We start from the raw sequence: 16177 nt of genomic DNA on the forward strand, positions 1-16177 counted from the left end.
TAATTTTAAAAGATATCTGCATCCAGATTAAAATACTTATTTCAATACCTTCTTAAAAATTATTACCATAGTAGCAATTAATGATATATATCAGGCCATAATGCCACTTAAGCTTAGGGCGCACACCACCGGAGCCACTGGCATTCATTAAATACTCAATAAAATCAGAATTTGTTCCTTCAAATTCTTTAACGGCTTCTTGGCCGAGTGTAATAAGATCGATGTCTCTATCATCAGTATTGGCAAATGACATCACGGGTTCATAATTTCCTGATGGTGTTATATGGCACACCAGAACGCTTCAACGGTGGTTTTTTGTTGTTTACGCTGTCGCTCGCTTAATCACCCCGATTTTCCCAATCATCTATTTTTTCCAATAATTCAAATCTGCCTTCTTGTGAAAATACTATATTACTTAATAATATTAATTCACCGCCAATGGCAGGTTGTAATATTCGATCGGTCTTATCCATAGTATATTTTTTATAGTTCTCCATTCGTCCAGCCTCTATTTCATATTACCAGGTGAGTCTAAAACTCTATTTTAGCAGCATGGACAAGGGTATTTTTGATTCAAAGTTAGAAAATTAACGAACAATCATCCCCAATAAAATCCCTACTACGCTAAAATCCGCATCACTGAATGTGGTATTAGCAATACCGATACTTCCCAGAACAGGCAACAAGAATACAGGCAGAAATGTAATCAATAACCCTTGAGCAAACGCTCCAAGGATCGCCCCTCGCCTTCCTCCCATTGCATTGCCGAAAACACCCGCGGTTGCACCAACAAAGAAATGAGGGACAACACCGGGAATAATCACAGTCATGCTCAACAAATAGAGAATAAACATGCCAACAACACCGGCAATAAAACTGCTCAGGAAGCCAATCAGAACAGCATTTGGTGCATAAGGAAAAACCACTGGACAATCCAGTGCAGGTTTGGCATTCGGTACTAATTTGTCGGAAATACCCTTAAATGCAGGCACGATCTCAGCAATCACCATTCTGACGCCTTGCAAAATGATATAAACACCCGCTGCAAATGTGATTGATTGCATCAGTGAATACATCACTCTGTTTTTTCCACCGCTGACTTGTCGGACTAATTCCTGATCAGCAAATAAACAGGTGATAATAAAAATAATCGCCATAGTTAAAGCGATGGCGACAGAAGTATCGCGCAGAAATAATAAACTTTTAGGTACGTTCATCTCTTCCGTAGAATGCGCTTTATTACCCAATTTGCTGCCAATAAACCCCGCCAAGACGTAAGAAAGTGTTGAGAAATGACCAAGTGCCACATCATCAGCGCCTGTCACTTTTTTCATATAAGGATGAGCAATCGCTGGAAAAAATACCATTGAAATACCAACAACAATTGAGCCGATCACAACCAGCATCGTGCTATTTATTCCTGCTACAGAAAGAATAACCGCCACCATCATCGACATAAATAAAGTGTGATGCCCGGTCAAGAAGATGAATTTCCAAGGTGTGAAACGGGCAATTAGAATGTTAATCACCATAGCAAAGAACATAATCATCGCCATCTCTTTACCAAAACTTTTCTGCGCTATCGAGACGATAGCTTCATTATTTGGTACAACTCCCTGAATACCAAAGGTATCTTGAAAGATAGTGGCAAATCCACCTAATGAAGTCACTATCAGGCCCGCTCCTGCACCTAAGATAACGAATCCAAGTATAGTTTTTACTGTTCCTTTGATGCACTCCGTCACAGGCTGTTTCTGCATTACCAAACCAATTAATGAAATTAGCCCGACTAAAATCGCAGGCTCTGCCAGTACGTCGTTCATCAAAAAACGGAAGAAATCCATATTTTTCTCCAACTACAATTTACCGAGTTCTTGCAATACCGCAGATAAACGCACTTTCATGGCAGATTTATCTAACATATTTTCTAATACAATGATTTTCTGAGCTATCTGCTGTTTAATCAGTTGTTCTGCAATATCTTTTGTCGCAATGAAAATATCGCTCTTGGCCGCTTTTGCTGAACCTAAATCTGTATGTTCAACACTGGCTTCAACGCCTAATTCCTGCAAAATATTTTTAATACTTATCTCCATTATCAGGCTGGTCCCTAAACCATGACCACAAACAACGGTAATTTTCATCTTATTTTCCTGTTAAATAAAAATATTGGTTAATATTCTTGAACAATAGAAAAAATCTCGTCTTGGTTTTTAGCCTGCATTAATCGATTGATTTTTGGCTGATCATCAAATAATCCTGCAAGTTCAGCGATCACTTCTATATGGCTATCACTGTTTGTTGTAGCAAATACGAACAGTAACTTGACCGGATCATTTTCCACAGAGCCAAACATGACACCTTGTTTGATAAACGTCAGGCTCAGGGCAAGACGATTGGCTCCCTGCTCCGGTCTCGCATGGGGGATCGCAATACCTGAACCAATCACGTAATAAGGACCAAACTCTTCATGGGCACGATAAATGGCATCGACATAACTCGGCTGAATCGCTGCATTATCGATAAGCGGCTGACAGGCTAACTCAATGGCCTCTTGCCAATCTTTAACACCAGGAATCCATTGAATAACATCACGATTCAGTAGTGTTTTTAACATTGAATGCTCCTGATTTAACGTGTTTTCCGCCAACAGTACATCTATAAAATATTTTCAAAAGTACGTCACTGAGTACAAGCATAGTCACTGCAAATCAAACATACCGATGGAAAAAGAAAAAAAGCACAATAATATGGAGTAAATCACATTACAGATTGAAATGAAGAGATAGACATTTATACAAAATTATGCGCATAAAAAATCCCCGGATTGTAAGCCCAGGGATTGGAATTTTCTGTTAACAGGCCATATTGGTTAACGGACTAAATGCAAAAAGTGAATGTGCTTTTCGTATTGATCCAAAATATCGTGGATGATCTGTTCCTGAGTCCATCCCATCAGATCGTAATCCTGTCCACCCTCTTTAAGGTAAACTTCAGCACGATAATATTTTTGTTCCTCACTTCTTTCATTATCTTCCAGACCCACAATAGCAAACGCTGGTTGAATATAACCTCGCAGACGAACTTCATAGACAAAATTAAGATTTTCGCCAAAATCCACTTCCAGATGAATGCGGTCATCCAGTTCATCATTGATGACAACAACTTTATTCTGCTTTGCCAATTCTCCAGCCACCATACTCATTGCCTGCTGAATGACTTCGCCCATAAAGCGTTTTACCTGCGAACTTTTAGGGTAATAAACAATATTTCTTAATCTTCGCTGCCATGGGATCGGGTTACGGCTGGCCGGAGGCGCTATTGTGGTCATCTGCTGGCTGTCTTTCTTATAAGCGTCAATTCGTAATGCCTTAAGCAAGCCATATATCGATATCAACAAAATTATCGAGAAAGGAAGCGCACTGGCGATCGTTACTGTTTGCAAAGCAGATAAGCCCCCTGCAATCAATAAAGCAATGGCAACTGCTCCCATCAAACCTGCCCAGAAAATCCGCTGCCAGATAGGTGTATGATGAGCTCCACCAGAAGCCAGTGTATCAACCACCATGGCACCAGAATCAGCAGAAGTGATAAAGAACATCACGACCATGATCATTGCAATGAACGATAAAACGGTAGGCAGTGGAAAATGCTCCAGAAAATTGAACAGCGCCAGGGAAACATCTGTCTGTACGATGCTGGCTAATTCTTTGGCTCCCTGATTAGCAATCATGTCAATCGCACTATTACCAAATGCCGTCATCCACATCAGAGTAAAACCACTGGGTACGAACAAAACACCAGTGACAAATTCCCTGATTGTCCGGCCTCTGGAAACTCTGGCGATAAACATCCCAACGAATGGAGACCAGGATAGCCACCATCCCCAATACAGTAACGTCCATCCCCCTAACCAATTACTGGACTTAGGTTCATAGGCATACAGGTTAAATGTTTTGCTGACAATATCCGAAAGGTAGCCGCCCGTATTTTCCACAAAGGACTTCAACAGCAGTACCGTTGGTCCCAAAGCAACAACCAGAATCAACAATAAAAATGCCAGCCCTAAATTCAACTCAGATAAAACACGGATGCCTTTCTCTAAACCAGAAATAACCGAAATGGTAGCCAGAGCAGTGATTGTAATGATCAATACAACCTGTACCGTCCCATTGATAGGTAAATCAAATAGATGATTAAGACCAGCATTCACTTGGAGAATGCCATAGCCCAAAGACGTGGCTACGCCAAATACTGTACCAATAACCGCAAAGATATCGACAGCATGACCAATTGGCCCATGAATTTTATCACCAATAATCGGATACAGCGCAGAGCGCAGTGTTAAAGGCAAACCATGCCGATAGCTAAAAAATGCCAGAATCAAAGCCACAATGGCATAGATTGCCCAGGCGTGAAGCCCCCAATGAAAGAAAGTTAACTTCATCGCCTGTTTAGCCGCAGCAATACTTTCAGGTGTGCCCACCGGTGGTGACAGATAATGCATGACAGGTTCAGCCACACCAAAGAACATCAATCCAATACCCATTCCCGCAGAAAAAAGCATGGCAAACCAGGAAAAATAACTGAAATCAGGTTCTGCATGGTCAGGGCCAAGCTTTATATTGCCGTATCTGGATAAACCCAAATAGGTAACTGAAAGTAAAATCAACGCAACGGCAAGGATATAAAACCAACTAGCATTAACAAACAAGTCTTGCTGCAAAGATTTAAACCACCTATCGGCAAGCTCCGGTTTCAAACCAGCAAATGCGACCAGTGCAATGATCAAAAATGCCGAGAAGAAAAAGACTGGTGGGTTAATGTAAGTTTTCGTCTTTACCTGTCCAGTATTATCTTGACTCATACTCATCCTTCAAAATTAGTGTCCGACACTATCTCCTATATCAATCCAAAAAATATTTTGTCGAAATTTCAATAAAATAAATATAACCTCAATTAAGGGTTACCCATCCTGTAGATCTTTTGCGCTCATAATTCACTCAAGCTACGTTCATGGTCACCTTAACATAAAAATCAGAGCAGCTGTACTCACAGCGAGGTAGACAACCACCATTATTAACAAACAAATAACATTAATAGTTAATAAATTAACAATAAAAAACATTAACCTCATTTTTCCGTGTGATTTATTAATAGCATATGACCGATAGTGCAATGATCTCTCACTCAGGTTAATAACTGACATAAGGAAGTTAACGCTATGTTAAATAGATTAGATAAGTTAGATGGATTAAAAGGTAAACGAGTTGTGGTAACAGGCGGAGGCCGTGATTTTGGGCAGGCCATTTCTGTCTGGTTCGCACGGGAAGGTGCACATGTTGACCTCTGTGCTCGTCAATTAGAACGTGCCGAAGAGACTCGTGAAATCATTCAGGGTGAAGGTGGGATTGCAAGAAGTTATCAATGTGATGTCAGCGATGCACAATCAGTTCGCAACTTTGCCAATCAATTACTACAAGACAGTAAACCCATCAATATTCTGATACTGAGTGCAGCCCAATGGCTGGAAGGCAATCTGAGTGATAATGACAGTGATGAAGATATCATCAGCACAATGAATTCCGGTGCGACGGGTTCCATGCTATTGACCAAAATGTTATTACCAAGCCTGCGTAAGTCTCAAGGAGCTGATATTATTGCAATGGTGTCAGTCTGCGGCATTCCAAACTTTATCCGCTCTGTCGCACATCCGGTATTTTTCGCGGCCAAACATGCAATGAGTGGCTTTTGCCAGACTATTTCCCATCAATTGAGCAAAGATAATATTCGCGTAACCGGAATCTATCCTCCTGATTTTGAAATTAATGGTTTTGATGAAGATCTGGATGACCATCAAACAATGGGTAAACAAGTACTGAACGGGCGCTCAGTGTGGGAATCCATACGATTTGTTTTGACCCAACCTCGCAGTTGCCATATTAGTGCAATTTATTTTCAGGGCCCAACTTTTGAGGATATGAAACAGTTATAACCATGCTAATTAACTTACCTTGCATGTCATGGTTGGCTATAGCTTCAAGAAAAGGGCACCCATTCTATCAACCTTACTGAACAATAGTTATCATCTCGTTACTGATCGTTCCTTTCTCTCTCTTTTGGTTTATTTTACATAAACAAAGACCCAGCTAATCATGGCTGGGTCTCTAATAATATTAATTAATACCATGCCTTACATAACACTTTTCGCCTGTTGGACAATATCAATCAATGGCTGTGGCCAAACACCAAGGAGCAACACCAGTAATGCGGTAAGCAACACAACAATACCACCGGAGGTTAACGCCCAGTTTCTTGGCGTGTCGCGATTCAGTGCTTTCGGGGCGGGCAGGTATAAACTCACCATCACACGCAGGTAATAATAAAGGCCAATCGCACTTCCCACTACCACTGCTCCGGTCAACCACCACAATCTGGCCTCAACACCTGTTGCAATAACATAGAATTTACCAATGAAACCAAATGTTAACGGTATTCCCGCCAGTGACAACATCATGATCGTCATAACAGCCGACAGGATGGGTTTATGCCAGAACAGGCCACGATAGGAGAATAGTGATTCAGCATCAGGGCCTCTGTACGGGCTGGACATCAGGCTGACTACCCCAAATGCACCAATGCTGGCAAGCAGATAACCGGCCAGGTAAAGACCCGCGGTCTCTTCTGCCAGGGTATAGTCTTTAATGGCGATTAACACCACCAGCAAATAACCTAAATGTGCAATGGATGAGTAACCGAGCAGTCGTTTGATATTGCTCTGCGTCAGTGCCAACAAGTTACCAAACAGGATAGAGGAGATTGCAATCACAGTTAACACAGTGCGCAAAGTCTCGCTGTCGGTCACCGGTGCTTCAATAAACAGACGCATTACTACGGCAAAGATAGCGACTTTACTTGCTGTTGCCAAAAAGGTCGATACGGGTGCCGGCGCGCCCTGATAAACATCAGGTGTCCAAAGCTGGAAAGGAACGAGGGAAAGTTTGAAACCCAAACCCACAATCATCATCCCCAATCCAGCCAGAACCAGAGGTTCATGAAGTTTACTGTCACTCAGGCTTCTGCCCAGTGATGCAAAGGACAGATCACCTGATTCAGCATACAGCAGTGCAATACCGAATAGCAGGAACGAGGATGCTGCCGCAGACAGCAGCATATATTTGATACTCGCTTCCAGTGAGCGCTTTTGGCGGAATGCGTAACCGATCAAACCAAACAGTGGCAAAGTAATCAGCTCAATACCGATAAACAGTGATGCCATGTGGTTTGCAGAAGCAAGCAGAACGCCTCCGGCAGCCGCAATCAACACCAACAGGTAAAACTCTTCTTTGTTATCGGGATAATTTTCCAACCATGAATAGGCGAATGTCGTCGTTGCCAGGCTCGCAATCAGCACCAGGGCAGTATAGAACATTGCAAAACGATCCACATGGATCAGTGGAGTGACATCCATCGGCTCCTGCAACCCAACAAAATAGAGAGAAAGCAGGGCTAGGTTTAAACCAATCACTGTCAAGGTGACATTGGTGAAATGATCGCGTCGCCATGCAATGGACAGCATCACAACCACCACCGTCAACCCAACGATCAATAGCGGCAACAGTGCGATCAATTGTTCAGAAGTTATTGTCATGGCGAATTACGGCCCTGTAGTTAAAAGTGAAGCTGAATACCAATTCTGGATGTTGCTCATCGCCGCAGCCGAGGTATCAAGAATTGGTTGCGGGTAAACACCAAGAATAACCAGCAAGACAACCAGCAGCAGCAAAATAGAAATTTCTCGCGCATCCATCCGTGGTAATGGTTCATCTGATTTCGGCGTTCCGTAGTAAGCCTTCTGCATCAGGTATAAGGCGTACACAGAAGCAAAAACTAAACCAAACACGGATACAGTAGTAACTAAAGTGAATTTACTGAAACTGCCAAACAGGATCATGAATTCACCAACAAAGTTACCGGTTCCCGGCATACCCAATGTCGCCACAGCGAAGAACAGAGATATCGCTGGCAACAATTGGATTCTTGCCCACAGGCCACCCATCTGACGCATATCACGGGTATGCAGGCGTTCATACAACTGACCACACAGAATGAATAGCCCTGCGGCTGACAAACCATGTGCAATCATCTGGATCACCGCTCCCTGATAAGCCAATTGGCTGCCGGTATAAATAGCGATCAGAACAAAGCCCATGTGTGAAACACTGGTATAAGCAATCAGACGTTTGATATCGGTCTGGCTGAAAGCCATCCATGCTCCATAGAAAATGCCGATGACCCCCAACCACATAGCGATTGGTGCAAATTCCGCAGAAGCTTGTGGAAACAAAGGCAGACTGAAACGCAGCAGACCATATGCCGCTGTTTTCAGCAAGATCCCCGCGAGGTCAACAGAGCCCGCAGTTGGTGCCTGACTATGGGCATCCGGTAACCATCCGTGCAAAGGCACAACTGGCATTTTCACAGCAAATGCGATGAAGAATCCCAACATCAACAAATATTGGACGGTATGCGACATCGGGGTATCCAGCAGTTTTTCATAGCTGAATGACCATTCTCCGGTTGCATCGTGGTAGATGAAAGCCAGTGCCAGAATCGAAATCAACATCACCAGACCACTGGCCTGAGTATAAATGAAGAATTTCGTCGCGGCCGTAATACGAGTTTTGCCTTGTGAACCTCTGTGACCCCATAGTGCGATCAGGAAGTACATCGGCACCAGCATCACTTCCCAGAAGAAGAAGAACAGGAACAGGTCAATGGCAAGGAATACGCCCATCACACCGCCAAGGATCCACAATAGGTTCAGATGAAAGAAACCCTGATATGGCTGGTTCTCATTCCACGAACAGAGGATTGCCATTAAACCTAACAGTGCAGTCAAGACCACCATCAACAGTGACAATCCATCCAGAGCCAAATGGATGGAGATGCCAAAACGTGGTATCCACGGCAGCAGGAACTCTGATTGCCACTGTGGAATGCCTTGTGGGTTGGTCAGCGTATAGCCTCCCTGCAACCAGAGGTACAGAGAAAGCAACAGAGTCAGCCCCATCGCCAGAAGCGCTATCCAACGCGGCATACGGGTGCCGAAGCGCTCTGCCTGCCAACACAGCAGGCCTCCGATGAAGGGCAGAAGAATTAGCCAAGGTAGTAGCATGGCGCAATGTGTCCCTTAATTAAATCAAAAGCAGCAGAGCTAAAACCAGCACTGCACCCAACCCCATAGAGGTAGCGTACCAACGGATTTGTCCGTTCTCACTTAAACCAAGCCCTTTATTGCCCCAACGGGACAATACGGCAGGGACATTCATCAATGAGTTCAGAGGATCATTCCGCAACAGTTGTGTAATACCTTTGAATGGTTTTACAAATACCCAGTCATACAGAGCATCAAATCCCCAGGCGTGGAACCACCATGTGGAGAAAAAACGCCCCGGAGCACTGTTTGCTGTCGCATTAACCAAACCACGTTTGCCAAGATACAAGGCTGCGGCCAGCAAAATGCCAAGTACGGCAACCACACCGGAAACAATTTCTAGTGTCATTTTGCCATCATGTCCTGCAATACTGTTTTCCGACGGCAGAACACCCACCAAAGGTGGTACAATCTGCGCCCCCACAAAAGTGGACAGCACTAACAGCACTGACAGTGGCAAGGTATGAGTAATTCCTTTAACTGAATGTGCTTTGGTATTTTCCCCTCCATGAAACACGATAAAGATCATGCGGAAGGTATACAGTGAGGTCATTAGTGCACCAATCAGCCCTGCAAGCATCAGATTCATGTGACCATTTGCCAGTGCACCCCACAGAATTTCATCTTTACTGTAGAAACCTGCTGTCAGCAAAGGCAAAGCAGATAACGCCGAGCCTCCCACCAGGAAGCAGAGATACACAAATGGAATACGTTTACTTAATCCCCCCATTTTGAAAATGTTCTGCTCATGGTGGCAAGCCAGAATCACCGAGCCAGAAGCAAGGAATAACAGTGCCTTGAAGAACGCATGGGTCATCAAATGGAAAATAGCCGCATCCCATGCCTGTACGCCCAATGCCAGAAACATATAACCAATCTGGCTCATAGTAGAATAGGCAAGTACACGTTTGATATCAGTCTGAACCAATGCTGCAAAGCCTGCCAACAGCAAGGTCACCGCACCAATAATGCCCACCAGATGCAAAATATCAGGTGCCATTAAGAACAGAACATGGCTGCGAGCAATCAGATAGACACCTGCGGTAACCATGGTCGCTGCATGGATCAAAGCAGAAACTGGTGTTGGGCCTGCCATCGCATCTGCCAACCATGTTTGCAGTGGTAATTGAGCCGATTTACCTACAGCTCCGCCCAGAATCATCAAGGTTGCCCATGTGATCGCAGTAGAACCCGCTTCGATATATTGTGGGGCCAGTACTGCCAGTTCGCGGAAACTCAACGTACCAAGCTGGTCGTAGAGGATAAACATGCCAATAGCGAGGAAAACGTCACCTACTCGCGTCACGATAAAGGCTTTCATCGCCGCAGCGCCATTGGCAGGCGTTTTATAGTAAAAACCGATCAACAGGTAACTACACAACCCCACTCCTTCCCAACCGAGATACATCAGCAGCATGTTATCAGCCAGAACCAAGACCACCATACTGGCGATAAACAGGTTGGTATAGGCGAAGAAACGAGAGTAACCTTCCTCACCACGCATATACCATGAAGCATAAATGTGGATCAGGAAACCGACACCGGTTACGACACTCAACATAGTTAATGACAGTCCATCCAATACCAGATTGACTGGAATGCTGAAACTATCCACACTCATCCAGTTCCACAATGTCTGACTGTAAACAAACCCACCTGTTTCATTTTGAGCCATGCTGTTTTGGGAGAGAAAATCCATTCCGACCCAAAGTGTGACCAGTGCTGCCAACCCGACAGAACCAATGCCAATGGACGCGGACAGATTTTCAGACCAGCGGCCACGGGAGAATGCCAACAGCAAAAATCCCAACAGTGGCAATAGAATTGTTAAATAGAGTAAGTTCATCCGCGCATCTCACTGACTATATCAATATTCAGGTTCTGGCGACGACGGTACAACTGTAGTAACAGTGCCAGACCGATACTCGCCTCGGCTGCTGCCAAAGTAATGGCCAGAATGTACATCACCTGACCATCAGGCTGGAGCCAGTAGCTACCAGCAACGACAAATGCCAGCGCTGAAGCATTGATCATGATTTCCAGACCTATCAGCATAAATAGCAGATTGCGGCGGATGATCAGGCAAGTGAAGCCCAATGCAAATAGAATAGCCGCCAGAATCAGACCATGTTCCAAAGGTATCATTGTTAGTCCTCCACACGATTGCTGATCACTTCACCCTGACGGCTTTCACGACCAACGTGATAAGCCACCACAAGTCCGGCCAGTAACAGCAAGGATGCCAGTTCTACTGCCAGTACATAAGGCCCAAATAAGCTGATGCCCACTTCCTTGGCACTGACTACTTCACCACTAATTTCAGCCTCCGGCAGACTGTTAATGGCAAAGATCAAGACAATCAGTAATATGGTTGAAAGAATAGCCGGGCCAATCCAGGCTCTCGGTTTCAACCATCCCCTTTCTTGTTCAACAACAGATTTACCAAGATTCAGCATCATCACGACAAAGACGAATAACACCATGATCGCCCCCGCATAAACGATGATTTCCAATGCACCAGCAAAGTAAGCACCCAGTGAAAAGAACACAACTGAAAGTGCCAGCAGGGAGATAACCAGATACAGCAACGCATGTACTGGATTGGTGTGCGTGATTACCCTGAGTGTTGCGAGGATGGCAACCAGCCCTGCGATATAAAATGTGAATTCCATGAATATCGTTCCTTATGGCAACAGGCTTTTTACGTCGATAGGTTTGGCTTCATTGTCGGCTTCACCTTTATCTTTGCCATCAATCGCCATACCTGTCTTACGGTAAAAATTATAATCAGGGTATTTACCCGGCCCGGAAATCATCAGGTCTTCTTTCTCATACACCAGATCCTGACGTTTAAATTCACCCAACTCAAAATCCGGTGTCAATTGGATAGCGGTCGTCGGACAGGCTTCTTCACACAATCCGCAGAAGATACAACGTGAGAAATTGACACGGAAAAACTCAGGATACCAGCGGCCATCTTTATGTTCGGCTTTTTGCAGGGAGATACATCCCACCGGACATACTGCCGCACACAGGTTACAGGCGACACAACGCTCTTCACCGTCAGGATCACGCGTCAGAACGATGCGCCCACGATAACGGGGTGGCACATAAACCGGTTCTTCCGGATACATTTTTGTTTCGCGTTTATGGAAGGCATGAAGCCCTATCATCCAAATACTGCGTACCTGGGTGGCAAAACCAACCAATAACTCTTTTAATGTCATGGTTCAATCACCCCTTTATTGAGCGTTGTATAAAATCACTGCGGCAGTCGCCAGCAGGTTGAGTAAAGTTAACGGCAGACAGATTTTCCAGCCGAATGACACCACCTGGTCATAACGCGGGCGCGGTAACGAGGCACGGATCAGGATGAACATCATCATGAAGAATGCTGTTTTCAACGCAAACCAGACAAATGGAGGCAGGAAAGGCCCATGCCAGCCACCAAAGAACATTGTGACGATTAAAGCGGATACCGTCACAATACCGATATATTCCCCGACAAAGAACATACCGAACTTCATGCCGGAATATTCGATATGATAACCATCTGCCAGCTCTTGCTCTGCTTCCGGTTGGTCAAAAGGATGACGGTGACACACCGCAACACCGGCGATGGCAAAGGTCAAGAAACCAAAGAACTGGGGAATGATATTCCACAAATGTTGTTGTGAATTAACGATGTCTACCATGTTGAAAGAGCCAGCCTGTGCCACTACCCCCATCATGGATAGCCCGATGAACACCTCATAACTCAGTGTCTGTGCTGACGCACGCATGGCTCCCAACAAGGAATACTTGTTGTTACTTGACCAGCCAGCAAATAATACGGCGTAAACAGCCAGGCCCGCCATCATCATGAAAAACAGAATACCGATGTTCAGATCTGCTGCCATCCACGTCGGACTTACCGGAACAATGGCAAAGGCCAGTAACAGGGAACAGAACCCGATGACAGGCGCCAAAGTAAAGATCATCCGATCAGAGAAACGTGGTACCCAGTCCTCTTTGAAAAACATTTTGATCATGTCAGCAACAAGCTGTAATGACCCGCCCCACCCTACGCGGTTTGGCCCGTAGCGATTCTGGAACAGCCCAAGCAGACGACGTTCACCAAAACTCATAAACGCCCCACAGGCAACCACGACCAGCAAAATGACAACCGCTTTCAGAACAGAAATCAGAATCTCAATTAATTCGGGAGTAATCCAATTCATTATGCAACCTCCCGTAAGTTATTAACTGATTTACCTGCCAGAACGGGTGGAATGCCCGGCATTCCCAACGGCAGGCCAATCTGCCCCTGAGCAAGATTGCCGCTTAAACGCACAGCTAAGCGTAATTGCTGCCCCGCACAATCAAATGCCATCATGGAACCTTCCTTCACATTCAGCTTTTCAGCATCCTGACGATTTATCATCACATAAGGCTCAGGCATACGTTCCTGAATGACATCTGCACGCTGAGACAATTCCTCACTACCGAATAGGTGGAAATAAGGTGCGATGTACCATTCATTCTTCTGCGCAGTAAAAGTAGCCGGAATACTGTCAAAGTAGTTCAACCCTCCATCGACTGTCTCAATCAGGCGTACTCCAGGATCACCGAAACGCAGTTTACCACCCACTTCTGCCTGGAATTTGTTCCATGCTTGTGGTGAGTTCCAACCCGGTGCCCACGCAAATGGAATTTGCTGACGTTCAGCAAACGGGTTGTTGTTACCTTCCATCGAGAAAGCAAATGCAGTGTCGATATCCTGTGGCTGACGCTGTTCATGAACACTGATATTGGCGAGCATCGCAGTACGACCGCTGTAACGATGAGGTGAACGAGCCAGTTTCTGACCACGGATACGGAATGTGGCATCCGGTGCTGCATTAACGATGCCTTTGAATTGCGGCATCTCTTTGACACACGCTTCAATCACATGGTCAAGCTGAGTCCAGTCCGTCTGGCGTTGTGTGTAGGTTGTATACAAAGAGTGCATCCAGCGCCAGCTTTCCAGCATGACAACAGATTTGTCATAGAATGCAGGTTCATACACCTGGAAGTAACGCTGAGCACGACCTTCCTGATTAACCAGAGTACCGTCACTTTCAGCAAAACTGGAAGCTGACAGGATCAAGTGTGCTTTATCCATGATGGCAGTACGTTGGTGATCAACAACAATCAGGTTTTTCAGGCTATCCAGAGCACTATCAATTTTATCGGCCGGAGCATGACGGTAGAGATCATTTTCCATCACGATAGCCGTATCTGAGTCCCCTTTGGCAATGCGCTGGAGGGCTATATCCAGCGATTGTGCTTCCATCATCGCCAAACCAAGACTGTTCGCATACGCTGCAACATAAGAAAGACCGACATTAGCGCCATTATCTTTCAGCGCCCATGCAATATTAGCGGCTGCCTGAATCAGGGTATCACTGCCTGCATTACTGCCACTGATAATCAATGGTTTTTTCGCTTCACACAGGGCTTGAGCAACGAATTCTACTTTCGCTTTCAGCTCATCCGACAAGTCATTGACGGCAGGTGCTATTTTGTTCAGAGCATGTGCCACAGCAAAACCGAAGCGAGCCTGATCATCAACCGGCGCGTGGTAATTCCATGCCGCAACGTCATCCAGTCGGGTACTATCGACGCTGGTTAAGAACAGCGGATACTTGGCATGTTGGCCGATATTCATTACAGCCGCAATCTGCCAGTCTGCCACTTTCTGAGCTGCCGCCATCTCACGCGCTTTGCCCTTGACTGCCTGGCGAACTGACAATGCCATACGGGCCGCTGTTTGGGTCAAATCTTCACCCAGAACTAACACTGCGTCATAATCTTCAATTTCACGCAGAGACGGCGTATAAACACCACCTTGTTGCAGAATTTCCAGCATCATATCAAGGCGATATTGCTCTTCCGCTGAAATGCCACTGTAAAAATTTTCTGCGCCGACCAATTCACGCAGCGCAAAATTACTTTCAATACTGGCACGTGGTGAACCAATACCAATAGCATTTTTCGCCTGACGCAGAATATCCGCTCCACCCTGCATAACTTGCTCAGCATTCAGCGAAATCCATTGATCGCCGCGAAGCTGCTGTGGTTGGCGAGGACGATCTTTACGGTTGACATACCCATAACCAAAGCGACCACGGTCACACATGAAATAATGGTTAATCGTACCGTTATAACGGTTTTCGATCCGGCGCAATTCTCCGTAACGTTCCCCCGGACTGGTGTTACAACCGATACTGCATTGTTGACAGATACTCGGTGCAAACTGCATGTCCCATTTACGGTTATAACGCTCTGAGTGCGTTTTATCAGTGAAAACACCTGTCGGGCAGATTTCAACCAGGTTACCGGAAAATTCACTTTCCAGCGTGCCATCTTCAGGACGACCAAAATAGACGTTGTCATGAGCACCATAAACGCCCAAATCCGTTCCATCCGCATAATCTTTGTAGTAGCGGACACAACGGTAGCAAGCGATACAACGGTTCATCTCATGAGCAATGAATGGCCCCAGCTCCTGATTTCTGTGAGTGCGTTTGGTAAAACGATACTTACGGAACGAGTGCCCGGTCATCACTGTCATATCCTGCAAATGGCAGTTTCCGCCTTCTTCACAGACAGGACAGTCATGGGGATGGTTAGTCATCAACCATTCCACGACACTTGCGCGGAACTGTTTTGCTTCTTCATCATCAATGGAGATATAGGTGCCATCTGAAGCCGGTGTCATACAAGACATTACCAGACGACCACGTGTATCTTCCGCGTTCTGATATTGCTTAACCGCACACTGGCGGCAAGCGCCAACGCTTCCTAGCGCTGGATGCCAGCAAAAATAAGGTATATCAAGCCCCAATGAGAGGCAGGCTTGTAACAGGTTATCAGCCCCGTTTACATCATAATCTTTGCCGTCTACATGTATCGTAGCCATAGTCAGCATGCTTCCCA

15 protein-coding genes are annotated in these 16177 nt (G+C 45.3%); 1 reads left to right on the forward strand and 14 read right to left on the reverse strand.

What is annotated here, in order from left to right:
- Nucleotides 1-52: 52 nt before the first annotated feature.
- From Xind_RS15590 to betT, 6 genes are all read right to left on the reverse strand, one after another.
- Nucleotides 53-256 (reverse strand): hypothetical protein, encoded by a 204-nt coding sequence (locus tag Xind_RS15590; protein WP_246432571.1) that lies wholly within the window; start codon nt 254-256, stop codon nt 53-55.
- 82 nt (nt 257-338) lie between these two features.
- Entirely contained in the window at nt 339-497 is a 159-nt protein-coding gene (locus tag Xind_RS15595) for a hypothetical protein (RefSeq protein WP_156115369.1), read from the reverse strand.
- 90 nt (nt 498-587) lie between these two features.
- Complete coding sequence (locus tag Xind_RS15600; RefSeq protein ID WP_047682347.1) at nt 588-1844, reverse strand: PTS ascorbate transporter subunit IIC; 1257 nt, start codon at nt 1842-1844, stop codon at nt 588-590.
- A 12-nt stretch (nt 1845-1856) separates the two neighbouring features.
- Entirely contained in the window at nt 1857-2144 is a 288-nt protein-coding gene (locus Xind_RS15605; RefSeq protein ID WP_047682345.1) for a PTS sugar transporter subunit IIB, read from the reverse strand.
- Between the two features lie 29 nt (nt 2145-2173).
- Complete coding sequence (locus Xind_RS15610) at nt 2174-2617, reverse strand: PTS sugar transporter subunit IIA (protein WP_187650438.1); 444 nt, start codon at nt 2615-2617, stop codon at nt 2174-2176.
- Between the two features lie 255 nt (nt 2618-2872).
- Entirely contained in the window at nt 2873-4867 is a 1995-nt protein-coding gene (betT, locus tag Xind_RS15615; RefSeq protein WP_047682341.1) for a choline BCCT transporter BetT, read from the reverse strand.
- Nucleotides 4868-5224: 357 nt separating this feature from the next.
- Between betT and Xind_RS15620 the strand changes: the two genes are divergently transcribed.
- Nucleotides 5225-5995: an SDR family oxidoreductase gene (locus Xind_RS15620; protein WP_047682339.1), complete on the forward strand. Its 771-nt coding sequence runs from the start codon at nt 5225-5227 to the stop codon at nt 5993-5995.
- Nucleotides 5996-6193: 198 nt separating this feature from the next.
- Here the strand turns inward: Xind_RS15620 and nuoN are convergent, their stop codons facing one another.
- Genes nuoN through nuoG form a run of 8 tightly spaced genes read right to left on the reverse strand, consistent with a single transcriptional unit; the run spans nt 6194 to nt 16160 of the window.
- Complete coding sequence (nuoN, locus tag Xind_RS15625; protein WP_047682337.1) at nt 6194-7651, reverse strand: NADH-quinone oxidoreductase subunit NuoN; 1458 nt, start codon at nt 7649-7651, stop codon at nt 6194-6196.
- A 6-nt stretch (nt 7652-7657) separates the two neighbouring features.
- Nucleotides 7658-9178 carry an NADH-quinone oxidoreductase subunit M gene (gene nuoM, locus Xind_RS15630; protein WP_047682335.1) on the reverse strand — a complete coding sequence of 507 codons (1521 nt, stop codon included), beginning with the start codon at nt 9176-9178 and terminating at the stop codon, nt 7658-7660.
- Between the two features lie 19 nt (nt 9179-9197).
- Nucleotides 9198-11063, reverse strand: coding sequence for an NADH-quinone oxidoreductase subunit L (nuoL, locus tag Xind_RS15635; protein WP_047682333.1), 1866 nt, complete (start codon nt 11061-11063; stop codon nt 9198-9200).
- Nucleotides 11060-11362 carry an NADH-quinone oxidoreductase subunit NuoK gene (gene nuoK, locus Xind_RS15640; RefSeq protein ID WP_038268170.1) on the reverse strand — a complete coding sequence of 101 codons (303 nt, stop codon included), beginning with the start codon at nt 11360-11362 and terminating at the stop codon, nt 11060-11062. Before nuoK ends, nuoL begins: the two co-directional genes overlap by 4 nt.
- 2 nt (nt 11363-11364) lie before the next feature.
- Entirely contained in the window at nt 11365-11889 is a 525-nt protein-coding gene (nuoJ, locus tag Xind_RS15645) for an NADH-quinone oxidoreductase subunit J (protein WP_187650439.1), read from the reverse strand.
- Nucleotides 11890-11901: 12 nt separating this feature from the next.
- Nucleotides 11902-12444 carry an NADH-quinone oxidoreductase subunit NuoI gene (nuoI, locus tag Xind_RS15650; RefSeq protein WP_047682329.1) on the reverse strand — a complete coding sequence of 181 codons (543 nt, stop codon included), beginning with the start codon at nt 12442-12444 and terminating at the stop codon, nt 11902-11904.
- Between the two features lie 15 nt (nt 12445-12459).
- Nucleotides 12460-13437, reverse strand: coding sequence for an NADH-quinone oxidoreductase subunit NuoH (gene nuoH / locus Xind_RS15655; RefSeq protein ID WP_047682327.1), 978 nt, complete (start codon nt 13435-13437; stop codon nt 12460-12462).
- Nucleotides 13437-16160 carry an NADH-quinone oxidoreductase subunit NuoG gene (nuoG, locus tag Xind_RS15660; RefSeq protein ID WP_156115368.1) on the reverse strand — a complete coding sequence of 908 codons (2724 nt, stop codon included), beginning with the start codon at nt 16158-16160 and terminating at the stop codon, nt 13437-13439. Before nuoG ends, nuoH begins: the two co-directional genes overlap by 1 nt.
- Nucleotides 16161-16177 lie beyond the last annotated feature (17 nt).

The sequence above is a fragment of the Xenorhabdus indica genome (genome assembly GCF_014467235.1).
Classification (GTDB): domain Bacteria; phylum Pseudomonadota; class Gammaproteobacteria; order Enterobacterales; family Enterobacteriaceae; genus Xenorhabdus; species Xenorhabdus indica.

Coding starts and splice junctions, on each gene's coding strand:
- Xind_RS15605 (WP_047682345.1), bottom strand. CDS start 2,144: ATGAAAATTACCGTTGTTTGTGGTCATGGTTTAGGGACCAGCCTGATA.
- nuoK (WP_038268170.1), bottom strand. CDS start 11,362: ATGATACCTTTGGAACATGGTCTGATTCTGGCGGCTATTCTATTTGCA.
- nuoM (WP_047682335.1), bottom strand. CDS start 9,178: ATGCTACTACCTTGGCTAATTCTTCTGCCCTTCATCGGAGGCCTGCTG.
- betT (WP_047682341.1), bottom strand. CDS start 4,867: ATGAGTCAAGATAATACTGGACAGGTAAAGACGAAAACTTACATTAAC.
- Xind_RS15610 (WP_187650438.1), bottom strand. CDS start 2,617: ATGTTAAAAACACTACTGAATCGTGATGTTATTCAATGGATTCCTGGT.
- Xind_RS15620 (WP_047682339.1), top strand. CDS start 5,225: ATGTTAAATAGATTAGATAAGTTAGATGGATTAAAAGGTAAACGAGTT.
- nuoG (WP_156115368.1), bottom strand. CDS start 16,160: ATGGCTACGATACATGTAGACGGCAAAGATTATGATGTAAACGGGGCT.
- nuoL (WP_047682333.1), bottom strand. CDS start 11,063: ATGAACTTACTCTATTTAACAATTCTATTGCCACTGTTGGGATTTTTG.
- Xind_RS15600 (WP_047682347.1), bottom strand. CDS start 1,844: ATGGATTTCTTCCGTTTTTTGATGAACGACGTACTGGCAGAGCCTGCG.
- nuoJ (WP_187650439.1), bottom strand. CDS start 11,889: ATGGAATTCACATTTTATATCGCAGGGCTGGTTGCCATCCTCGCAACA.
- Xind_RS15595 (WP_156115369.1), bottom strand. CDS start 497: ATGGAGAACTATAAAAAATATACTATGGATAAGACCGATCGAATATTA.
- nuoN (WP_047682337.1), bottom strand. CDS start 7,651: ATGACAATAACTTCTGAACAATTGATCGCACTGTTGCCGCTATTGATC.
- nuoH (WP_047682327.1), bottom strand. CDS start 13,437: ATGAATTGGATTACTCCCGAATTAATTGAGATTCTGATTTCTGTTCTG.
- nuoI (WP_047682329.1), bottom strand. CDS start 12,444: ATGACATTAAAAGAGTTATTGGTTGGTTTTGCCACCCAGGTACGCAGT.